Source organism: Methylobacterium sp. E-066, from assembly GCF_022829635.1.
Classification (GTDB): Bacteria; Pseudomonadota; Alphaproteobacteria; order Rhizobiales; family Beijerinckiaceae; genus Methylobacterium.
Genome location: NZ_JAKSYO010000021.1, coordinates 1 through 9,887, shown reverse-complemented (window position 1 = coordinate 9,887; position 9,887 = coordinate 1). Strand labels below are relative to the sequence as shown.

8 protein-coding genes and 1 pseudogene are annotated in these 9,887 nt (G+C 68.3%); 4 read left to right on the top strand and 5 right to left on the bottom strand.

From position 1 onward, the window contains the following. The first annotated feature begins 467 nt into the window (after positions 1-467). Positions 468-896 carry a MucR family transcriptional regulator gene (locus tag MKL20_RS01055; RefSeq protein ID WP_244035109.1) on the top strand — a complete coding sequence of 143 codons (429 nt, stop codon included), beginning with the start codon at positions 468-470 and terminating at the stop codon, positions 894-896. Between the two features lie 220 nt (positions 897-1,116). On the opposite strand, the gene MKL20_RS01050 is transcribed toward MKL20_RS01055, so the two are convergent. After that, on the bottom strand, positions 1,117-2,142 hold the full coding sequence (locus MKL20_RS01050; RefSeq protein ID WP_244035108.1) for a PAS domain-containing protein: 1,026 nt from the start codon (positions 2,140-2,142) through the stop codon (positions 1,117-1,119). Positions 2,143-3,140: 998 nt separating this feature from the next. On the opposite strand from MKL20_RS01050, the gene MKL20_RS01045 reads away from it, so the two are divergent. Together MKL20_RS01045 and MKL20_RS01040 are read left to right on the top strand one after the other, a co-directional pair. Next, the gene (locus MKL20_RS01045; RefSeq protein ID WP_244035107.1) at positions 3,141-4,055 is read left to right on the top strand and encodes a sugar kinase; all 915 of its coding nucleotides are present in this window, start codon (positions 3,141-3,143) and stop codon (positions 4,053-4,055) included. Between the two features lie 184 nt (positions 4,056-4,239). After that, positions 4,240-5,040 (top strand): DUF502 domain-containing protein, encoded by an 801-nt coding sequence (locus MKL20_RS01040; RefSeq protein WP_147857037.1) that lies wholly within the window; start codon positions 4,240-4,242, stop codon positions 5,038-5,040. Between the two features lie 68 nt (positions 5,041-5,108). Here the strand turns inward: MKL20_RS01040 and MKL20_RS01035 are convergent, their stop codons facing one another. Together MKL20_RS01035 and recG are read right to left on the bottom strand one after the other, a co-directional pair. Beyond that, positions 5,109-5,432, bottom strand: a complete 324-nt coding sequence (locus MKL20_RS01035; protein ID WP_243960926.1) for a hypothetical protein — start codon at positions 5,430-5,432, stop codon at positions 5,109-5,111. A 309-nt stretch (positions 5,433-5,741) separates the two neighbouring features. Next, positions 5,742-7,961: an ATP-dependent DNA helicase RecG gene (gene recG, locus MKL20_RS01030; protein ID WP_244035106.1), complete on the bottom strand. Its 2,220-nt coding sequence runs from the start codon at positions 7,959-7,961 to the stop codon at positions 5,742-5,744. A gap of 107 nt (positions 7,962-8,068) precedes the next feature. On the opposite strand from recG, the gene MKL20_RS01025 reads away from it, so the two are divergent. Next, positions 8,069-8,953, top strand: a complete 885-nt coding sequence (locus tag MKL20_RS01025; protein WP_244035105.1) for an alpha/beta fold hydrolase — start codon at positions 8,069-8,071, stop codon at positions 8,951-8,953. A gap of 34 nt (positions 8,954-8,987) precedes the next feature. On the opposite strand, the gene MKL20_RS01020 is transcribed toward MKL20_RS01025, so the two are convergent. After that, positions 8,988-9,449, bottom strand: coding sequence for a type II toxin-antitoxin system HicB family antitoxin (locus MKL20_RS01020; RefSeq protein WP_244035104.1), 462 nt, complete (start codon positions 9,447-9,449; stop codon positions 8,988-8,990). After that, a pseudogene (locus MKL20_RS01015) lies at positions 9,446-9,601 on the bottom strand (type II toxin-antitoxin system HicA family toxin); the annotation flags it as partial. The pseudogene MKL20_RS01015 and the gene MKL20_RS01020, both read right to left, overlap by 4 nt. Positions 9,602-9,887 lie beyond the last annotated feature (286 nt).

Sequence of the window (9,887 nt, the reverse complement as noted above, 5' to 3'; positions counted from 1 at the left end):
ATAATTATCTATCAGTATTGTATTTGATTTGATAATTGCAATAGATATAACGCAAAAAACTTATAAGAATAGCCGGACACTTCATGCCGTGACATTTCCCGGCTCACAATGGTCCATTCCATTGTCCCACAGACTTCATCGTCGGCGAACGATGAGCGCGCGCAGCGGCCGGGACTGCGGCAAATGGCAAACAACGCATCTTCGCACAGCGTCGACATTCGCGAATGAGCAATAATTGCGACGCGCCGAAGGATAGGCAACCTCGTGTTGAGATCATGGAACATAAAATGCTCAAAGACTATTCAAGGTAAACCCTAGACAATTCGTCGCAGTTTCGTATTGTTAGTCGCCAATTTTGGCGGAGCATCAGCAGTCCGGCGGACTTTAGACCGGGAAGATCCGGTAAAATTGTCGGTATCTTCTACGATCTAACTTTGGGCGCCGCGGCAACCTGAAGCGAGGGGACCATGAACACAATCGAATTCGATAAAAATACCCAGGAACCAAATTACGACCTGATCAAATGCACGGCTTCACTGGTCGCGGCCTATGTATCGCGCAACGCCGTCGGTGTTGAGGTGCTGCCGGCTCTGATCGATCAGGTCCACACGGCCATCTCGGTGCTTCAGGGCAACACCGCCGGCTCGACCTCGGCCTGGACCGGCCCGACGGCCGCGCAGATCGAAGCCTCGATCGGCCAGGACGGCCTGATCAGCTTCATCGACGGCCGCCCCTACAAGACGCTCAAGCGGCACCTCACCGCCCACGGCCTCACGCCCGAGCGTTACCGCGCCAAGTTCGGCCTGCCGGCCGACTACCCAATGGTCGCCCCGAGCTACGCCGAGCGGCGCTCGCAGATCGCCAAGGCGATCCAGCTCGGCCACAAGGTCGGCTGAGTGCGCGCGCGCGTCCCGACGCGGACCGGACCCCGGTTTTGGGCCGACCGGACCGACCGCGAGGGACGCGCGCCGTGACGATGCTGCGTATTGTAGCCTGAACCCATGCGCGCCGGGGCTATCCCGGAGCGCGTGTTGCACGCAGCTCCGCCTTCCGGTCGCAGTGGGCTCATTCAGGAACGAGGGGGCCGAATTGAGGGCCGCCCGAAACCGGTTCCGCTCAACCCTTGGCCACCGCCAGCGTGCCGTCGTCCATCAGGATGAAGCGGATGCCGGACCGGCGCAGGGACGCGACGGCCTGAAGTCGGGAGCGGCTCCCGCGTTGCTCGCTGTCCTCTTCCAGGCGCCGCACGGTGGAATGCGACAGGCCGCTCGCCTGGGCCAAATCCATCATCGACCAATCCAGCAGCGCCCGGGCCGCGCGCAGATGATGGCCGCTCACGGCCTGGTCGAGGCCTTCGTTGAGCACCGCCGCGGTCGGGCTCGGGCTCCGGACCGGGTATTTCAGCCCGCAGCGTCCGAGATAGGTGCCATCCGGATCCCGGACCGGCATCGAGATGATCTTGAAATGCCACAACTCGCCGTTGGCGAGGCGCTCGTGGGCCGTACCCTGAAAGAATTGCTGCTTCTCGATCTGCTCCTGAGCCGCCTCCTGGAAGCCGCTCCGTTCCTCGGGAACGATCATGACGTACGGGTTGGTGCAGAGTTCCTCATACGGCTGCCCATGCACCTGCGCCACCTCGAAGGGGATTTCGAAGCGGTTATCGAGCCCGATCGAGAAGCACGTGATATGTTCCGTGAGATACAGGGCGCCCCGCCGCCGCCGCTCCTCCTGGCGCATCTGCGCCAGTTGCTCCCGGTCGGTGACATCGAGCGCCGTGCCGTTCACGGCCACGGGCCGGCCGTCCCCGGAGAAGCGCGCCTCCATCACCAGCGAGAGCACGCGCATCGTGCCGTTCGGGCGAATCACCCGGACGATCGTCTCGCGGGGAACGTGGCCCTGCCGGACTTCGCCGAGCGACGGCAACAGGCGCCGATCCTCCGGATGGACCAGGCTCAGAAGCAGATCGTAACTCGCCTTCGCGGCATTCGGCACGAGACCCAGGAGGCGGAAGAACCCCGGCGACCAGATCTGTTCGCCACCCATGAGCACCCAGCTCCAGGCCCCGCTCAACCCCCGGCTCTCGGTGATCGTCAGAAATTCCCCGGAGGAAAAGGTCAGTGCGCTGAGGGCGGAATGAAACATCTCAGAGCATCCCGAATGTATTCTTGCCGGCCGCCATCGATCCGGACGCATCCCTGGTGGGCCGATGCGGCCGAACCTGTCGTCTGGGACCTGGCGCCGAAGCGAAAGCAGCGCGCATAGGACTTCCACGGCGCCCGCACAGCCGCGCCATGGGCTCCAGAGCCGTTCCCGATCGCGTTGCAATCGGGCTCGCCTCTAAGTCCTTGATATGACGCGCTCGCTTGCGCCGAACCGGTATCCACTTCGGCGGCGAGCGCTCTAAGGCACCCGCAACGCCCAGCCTTCGCGCGAAGTGGCGGCGCCGTTCTCCTGCACCCGCCATCGGGACCCGCCCGTTGGCGACGGATGAGAGGCTGCGACGTGTGGTGTGATGCGCAAGAATCGGGACCATCCCTGTATAAGTCGATACCCACCGGCATCATTCGTACATCGTGCCGAAGATAATACGGGTGCCGGTCCTCTGAATCACCCCCACTACGGGTAGATCGGATATGCAAAAATCTCGGCTTTTATCGCATGCGATCGATAAAAATTTCACGAATGCTCTTACGCTTAATACCTTCCGTGTATCGGACGCTCTGAATCGGCCGGCCGTCAACCCATGACATATTGTGATTGATGTTACTCTAAAATAAAACATACATTACGCAGCAAGCATCGCGCCGATGCCGGATACCGATCTCTTTTCGGAGGTGCATTGAAATCACATGTCGCGCGCGACACAAGAAGAATTACAGACCCTGATCATCGATGGCGAGACAAGAGTCCGTCCATCCGGAGCCATTTTCTGAACGGTGCGGTTCGCAGCACGCTCCCCGACGCGGGGGGACCTTGCCGAATCCTGGACAGGATCGGCAGGCAAAGGCGCACCGTCGGTTCGCGACGGCCATGCCCCGGACCGGTCCGCGGCCCGGCAATGAAGCCCCTGGTTGACAGGCCGGGCCGAACGAGGCCCGTCCGCCGCGGGGCCGGTCGGTGGCCCGCACGGGAGAAGCCGCATGAGGGTCGCCTGCGTCGGCGAGTGCATGGTCGAGCTGTCGGAGCGGCCGGATGGGAGCCTCGTCCGCGGCTTCGGCGGCGACACGCTCAACACCGCCCTCTACCTCGCCCGCATCGGCGTGACGGTGGATTACGTGACCGCGCTGGGCGACGATCCCTGGAGCGACGCGATGGTGGCGGCCTGGGGCCGCGAGGGCATCGGCCTCGGCCGGATCCGCCGGCTGCCGGGCCGGATGCCGGGGCTCTACATCATCCGCACCGACGATGCGGGCGAGCGCAGCTTCCATTACTGGCGCGACAGCGCCGCCGCCCGGGACCTGTTCTCCGAGCCGGGCGCCCCGGAGACGCGGGCCGCCCTGGAGGCCGACGACCTCGTCTACGTCTCCGGCATCAGCCTGTCGCTCTACGGCGAGGCCGGACGCGCGGCGCTCGCCGAGACGCTGTCGGCCCTGCGCGCCCGGGGCGGCCGGGTCGCGTTCGACACCAATTACCGCCCCCGCGGCTGGCCGGACCGGGAGGTGGCCCGCACCACGTTCCGCGCGGCCCTGGCCCAGGCGGACCTGATCTTCGCCTCGGTTGAGGATCTGGACTGGCTGTTCGGCGCGGCGGGCGAGGAGGAAGTGCTGCGCCATCGCGGCCGTGCCGAGATCGTGCTCAAGACGTCGGACGGCCCGGCCCCGGTCGCCCGGGTGCTGCACGGCGTGAGCGATACGGCCGTGCCGGCCGCACCCGTCGCCCGGGTGGTGGACACCACGGCCGCCGGCGACAGTTTTGCGGCGGGCTACCTCGCGGCCCGCATCGCCGGGCTGACCCCGGAGGCCGCCGCCGCCGAGGCGCACCGTCTGGCGGGCGCCGTGATCGGGCATCGCGGCGCCGTGATCCCCCGGGAGGCGATGCCGGCCCTGGCGTTCTGAGTCCTGGGTTTCCAAAGGGCTCAGCCCTTTGGCGGGGTTCGGGGGCAGAGCCCCCGAGAACAGCGGGCCCCACCGATCGGCCCGCCGCCCTTGAGGCGGGCAAGCGCAGCCGCTACCTGTGCCCTCGGGGGATCGATCGCCCCCAGGCTGGATCGCCGCGGAGCGCGCGGCCGAGAGGGCACCCGTGGCGCCGAGTTCCCCGCCGATTCAGGCTCCCGAGCCCGACGCATCCGCGCCCGGCCCCGCCACCCCGAAGACGCGCGTCAGCGCGCGCGGGCGGCTGCGCACCTACTTCCTCACCGGCGTGATCGTGGCCGGGCCGCTGGCGATCACCGCCTACATCACGTGGTGGTTCATCGCGCTGATCGATTCGTTCGTGAAGCCGCTGGTGCCGGCGAACTACCTGCCGGACCATTACCTGCCGTTCTCGATCCCAGGCCTGGGCCTGGTCATCGCGTTCCTGGCGGTGACGCTGCTCGGCTTCCTCACGGCGAACCTCGTCGGCCGCTCGGTGATCGAGTTCGGCGAGGTGCTGCTGGCCCGGACCCCGGTGATCTCCGGCCTGTACAAGGGCCTGCGCCAGATCTTCGAGACCCTGTTCTCGGCCAACGGCACCTCGTTCCGCACGGTCGGCCTGGTCGAGTTCCCGGTGAAGGGCACGTGGTCGGTGGTGTTCCTGTCGGCGCCCGCATCCCCGGAGGTCGAGGGTGCGCTCCAGGCCCGGAACGCGGCCGGCGCGGACGAGATGGTCGGGGTGTTCCTGCCCTGCGCGCCCAACCCGACCACGGGCTTCTTCTTCTACCTGCCGCGCTCGGCGGTAGTGGAGCTGCATATCAGCGTCGACGATGCGGCCAAGCTCGTGATGTCGGCCGGCGTGATCCAGCCGGAAGATCCGCAGGGCCGGCTGCACGCGATGGCGGCGTCCCTGCGCACGGCGCAGCAGGCCGGCGATCCGGCGGCCCACCGGGAGCCGCAGGACGCGTGACCGTCATGAAAAAGGGCCGCCCCGCGCGAGCGGGACGGCCCTGAAACTGCGATCGTGTCCGCCCAGCGTCAGCGCTGCAGCGAGGCCGTCTGCGGCGCGATGGTCGGCGGCGTCGCCTGGGCCACCGTCACGGCGCTGCGGGTCGGGGTCGGTGACCAGCCGGTGGCGCATTGGAGCGTCAGAGCGAGGCCCAGCGCGATGCAAAGCCCGTTGGCGGCCAGCCAGAAGGGACGCGCGGCCAGCCGGACGGCAGCCTGCAGATCCTCCGACGTCTTCGTCACCGCCGCGGCGGCGCCATCCGAGATCGGCAGCAGCCAGGGCTCGGTCGGCAGGGCTTGGATACCGGCCATCTCGTGGGAGCCCGGCAGGTTTTGGAACAGTCCGTTCGACATGTCCGTCCTCCAGATTCGTCCGTGATGTCCCGGCTTACCGGGCCATTCGTTCATCTGCAGTTAAGGGAAGATTGTGGCTGATGCAAGGTCACAGGCCTTGCCTACGCGCTCTCCCGCCGCCTCCGAGGCCCCGGCGAAGCTTCCGCGCGCAGAACCAAGCTACTGATCAAGAACATCTTTTCCGGACAAGCGTGCCTGCCATGCATCAGCGGACGGTTTCGTGCGTCATGTTCCCTAGCGCACATGGCCGGGGCGGAGCTTTTCTGAACGGCGGCCTTTCCTGAACGGCGCCGTTCAGGAAACTCTTGGTCAGCCGGCCCCGATCAGCCGGATCGCGGCGTCGCGCTCGAACAGGTAGAGCAGCACCCGCAGCGCCTGCCCGCGCGGGCTCTTCAGGCCGGGATCGCGCTCGACGATCATCCGGGCGTCGTCCCGGGCGGCCTCCAGCAGGTCGCCGTCGCTCTCGATCCGGGCCAGCCGGAAGGCCGCCAGGCCCGACTGGCGGGTGCCCAGCACCTCGCCCTCGCCGCGCAGCTTCAGGTCGGCCTCGGCGATGCGAAAGCCGTCCTCGCTGTCGCGCATCATCTCGAGCCGCGCCCGGGCCACCTGGCCGAGCGGGCCCCGATAGAGCAGCAGGCACGAGGACGCCTTCGAGCCGCGCCCGACCCGGCCCCGCAGCTGGTGCAGCTGCGCCAGCCCGAACCGCTCGGCATGCTCGATCACCATGATGGTCGCCTCGGGCACGTCGACCCCGACCTCGACCACCGTGGTCGAGACCAGAACCTTGGTCTCCCCGGCGGCGAACCGGGCCATGGCGGAATCCTTCTCGGGGCCGGGCATCTTGCCGTGGATCAGCCCGACCGCGTCGCCGAAATGTTGTTTGAGGTCGTCGAAGCGCTCGGCCGCGGCGGCGAGGTCGATGAACTCGGATTCCTCCACCAGCGGGCAGATCCAGTAGACCCGCTCGCCGCCAGCGATCGCCCGGGCGAGCCCGGCCACGACCTCGTCGATCCGCTCGGTCGGCAGGGTGAGGGTGCGGATCGACTGGCGGCCGGCGGGTTTCTCGTCGAGGACCGAGACGTCCATGTCGCCGAAGAAGGTCAGGGCCAGAGTGCGCGGGATCGGCGTCGCGGTCATGACCAGAAAATCGACCGCCTCGCCCTTGGCGCCGAGCGCCAAGCGCTGGTGCACGCCGAACCGGTGCTGCTCGTCGACCACCGCCAAGCCGAGATCGCGAAAGGTCACCGCCTCCTGGAACAGGGCGTGGGTGCCGACCAGGATGTCGATCTCGCCCGCCGCGAGGGCGGCCAGCGTGCTCTTGCGCTCCGCGGCCCGGTCGCGGCCGGTCATGAGGCGCAGGCGCAGACCACCGGCCAGCGGCTGCAGCCGCTCGAAATGCTGCCGGGCCAGGATCTCCGTGGGGGCCATCAGGGCGGCCTGCCGCCCGGCCTCCACGGCCGAGGCCAGGGCGAGCAGGGCCACCGCGGTCTTGCCCGAGCCGACATCGCCCTGGAGCAGGCGCAGCATCCGGCGCGGGGCGGCGAGATCCGCGCGGATCTCCGCCACCGCCCGGGCCTGGGCGCCGGTGAGCGCGAAGGGCAGGGCGGCCTGGATCCGGGCGCTCAAGGCCCCGTCGCCGGCATTGACCCGGCCGGCCTTGCGCCGCTGTCGGGCCCGCATCAGGGCGAGCGCCAGCTGCGAGGCGAGCAATTCGTCGTAGGACAGCCGCCGCCGCGCCGGGGTGGCCGGCGGCGGCTGGAGCGGGTCCTCGGATTTCGGGAGGGGCTCCTCGGGGCGGTGCTCGACGCGCAGCGCATCCGCGAAGGCGGGCAGGCGGTTCTTCTCCAGCCAGGCCGGGTCCTGCCATTCGGGCAGGATCGGCAGCCGGTCGAGGGCCGCCACCGCGAGCTTGTTGATCGCCCGGGAGGTCAGCCCCTCGGTGGCGCCGTAGATCGGCTCGACGGCGGGCAGCTCGGCGAGCCCGGCCTCGTCGACGATCCGGGACGGGTGGACCATCTGGCGGGTGCCGTCCCACAGGTCGATCCGGCCGGTGATGTAGCGGTGGGCGCCCAGCGGCAGCATCTTCTCCACCCGGGCGCGGGGCATGCCGAAGAACACCAGGGAGATGTCGCCGGTGGTGTCCTCCACCAGCACCCGGTGCGGGCGCTTGCCCGATCCGATCTGCGCCGGGCGGTGCCCCACCACGGTGACCCCGACGGTCACCGGCTCGCCCACGGGTGCGTCGCTGATCGAACCCATCAGCCGGCGCGGGACGCCGCCCTGGGGCAGGTGGAACAGCAGGTCCACCACCCGCGCCTCCCGCTCCGGGGTGCCGAGCAGTTTTTCGATGAGCGGCGCCATCTTGGGGCCGACCCCCGGCAGGGCCCGGGCCGGGGCGAACAGGGGATCGAGGATGCTCGGGCGCAGCAGCGGCGCGCGGACGGCCTCGCCCTCCGGCGCCTCGGCGTCCAGGTCGTTCACGGCCGCGTCCCGGGGGGCGGCGTCCTGAGTCGCGCGTGCATCTGTCATGGTGGCTCGGCGGACATCCTGCCGGAGCCGCCTTATCATCCCGTGCATCCCGGCGCGCCAGTGCGGCGCAAGGGACACGGGCCCAGGGGACGGAGGCGACCGAGCGCATGGTGACGGATTTTCTGCCGGGCTTCGACCGGCGCCGGATCGAGACCGAACCCGGCGTGACGATCCACGCCCGCTCCGGGGGCTCCGGGCCGCCAGTCCTGCTGCTGCACGGCCACCCGCAGACCCTGTCGACCTGGCTGCACATCGCCCCGCGCCTGGCCGAAAGCCGCACAATCGTGGCGATGGACCTGCGCGGCTACGGCGATTCGGACAAGCCTCCGGGCGGCGAGCGCCACGCGGCTTACGCCAAGCGCGCCATGGCGGCGGACGCGGTGGCGGTGATGCGGGCGCTGGGCCACGACCGGTTCGCGCTCGTCGGCCACGACCGGGGCGGGCGCGTCGCCCACCGCCTGGCCCTGGATCATCCGGAGCGGGTCGAGCGCGTGGCCCTGTTCGACATCGCCCCCACGGCGACGATGTACGCCCGCACCGACAAGGCCTTCGCCACCCGGTATTTCTGGTGGTTCTTCTTCATCCAGCCGCATCCCCTGCCGGAGCGGCTGATCGCGGCGGATCCGGAATATTTCCTGCGCCACCACATCGAGGGCCAGTCCAAGACCCCGGGCTCGACCCCGCCGGACCTCTTTTCGGAATACCTGCGCTGCTACAGTGATCCGGCCTGCCGCCACGCGATCTGCGAGGATTACCGGGCGGCGGCGGGCATCGACCTGGAGCACGACGCGGCCGATTCGGAGGCGCGGATCACGGCGCCGCTGCTCGCCCTCTGGGGTGCGCAGGGCGTGGTCGGCCAGACCTACGACGTGCTGGAAACCTGGCGCGAGAAGGCAACGAACGTCTCGGGCCGGGCGCTCGATTGCGGGCATACGCTCCAGGAAGAGAGGCCGGACGAGGTTTTTTCGGAGCTGTCGGCGTTCCTCGGGTGAACCGGCACGCTCGGACGAAGCGAAGACGCAGCGCTCAGGACACCGGCACGCTCTGCACGCTCAGTTCGTAGCCGAGCGCCCGGTAGGCCGCGTCGAACTGGGCCGTTCGGGTCTGATGATCGAGCCTGAACAGCCGGTCGACGCTCTCTCGGTTCCAGCCGAGCTGGCGCTGCAGCTCGGCGCGCGTGATGCCTTTGCTCCGCAGCATCCGGTAGAGCATCACCTTGAGGTCGGTCTGCAGCGGCAGCTTCACCCAAGTCCTGATGATGCGTCCGTCCCGGGCGTCGGGGGCCTTGACGGCCTCGACCGGCGCCGGTGCGGGTATGTCCTCGTTGCGGGCGATGCGCGCCGCCAGGGCTTCCTCCAGGGCCCCCAAGCCGTGCACGGGAAGGGCGGCCGGATCCTCGACATACGTCGTGATCTCGGGAAAGGCCGCGCAGGTCGTGAGGTACGTCCCGTTGTCGTCGGGTTCGAGATCGAAGATGTAGCCAGTCACTTGAGGTCCAACTGCTTCAGGATGCGGTTGACGAGACTCGTACCGAGTTCCTTCCGGCCGCCATGCATCGGGATCTGCGACACCCGATCGCCGCGCCGGACCGTGAGATGGCCCGAGCCACCCTTGTGGTTCTCGAACGTGCAGCCCTTCGCGGCGAGGAGCCCTACGGCCTACACAGGTTTCGACCGTAGCCGTGATCATGCCGTGAGCGCAGAAGGTGCGGGTCCCCTCTCCCGTGCGGGAGAGGGACAGGGTGAGGGATGCGAGTTTTCCGGAAAAACAGGGTCCCTCACCCCAGCCCTCTCCCGCACGGGCAGGGGAATCGCATTTGGCAGGAGGGTCTTTCGGCGCAGGGCGAACTGGATTCTTTGAGGTCTCCTGGAGCACGGGAGATCCTGCATGGGCGGTCTGGGTGTGTTTTTCGCGGCGGTTCCGGAT

Excerpts from the sequence above, each read along its gene's own strand:
- MKL20_RS01055 (WP_244035109.1), top strand. The coding sequence starts at position 468 with ATGAACACAATCGAATTCGATAAAAATACCCAGGAACCAAATTACGAC.
- MKL20_RS01050 (WP_244035108.1), bottom strand. The coding sequence starts at position 2,142 with ATGTTTCATTCCGCCCTCAGCGCACTGACCTTTTCCTCCGGGGAATTT.
- MKL20_RS01045 (WP_244035107.1), top strand. The coding sequence starts at position 3,141 with ATGAGGGTCGCCTGCGTCGGCGAGTGCATGGTCGAGCTGTCGGAGCGG.
- MKL20_RS01035 (WP_243960926.1), bottom strand. The coding sequence starts at position 5,432 with ATGTCGAACGGACTGTTCCAAAACCTGCCGGGCTCCCACGAGATGGCC.
- recG (WP_244035106.1), bottom strand. The coding sequence starts at position 7,961 with ATGACAGATGCACGCGCGACTCAGGACGCCGCCCCCCGGGACGCGGCC.
- MKL20_RS01025 (WP_244035105.1), top strand. The coding sequence starts at position 8,069 with ATGGTGACGGATTTTCTGCCGGGCTTCGACCGGCGCCGGATCGAGACC.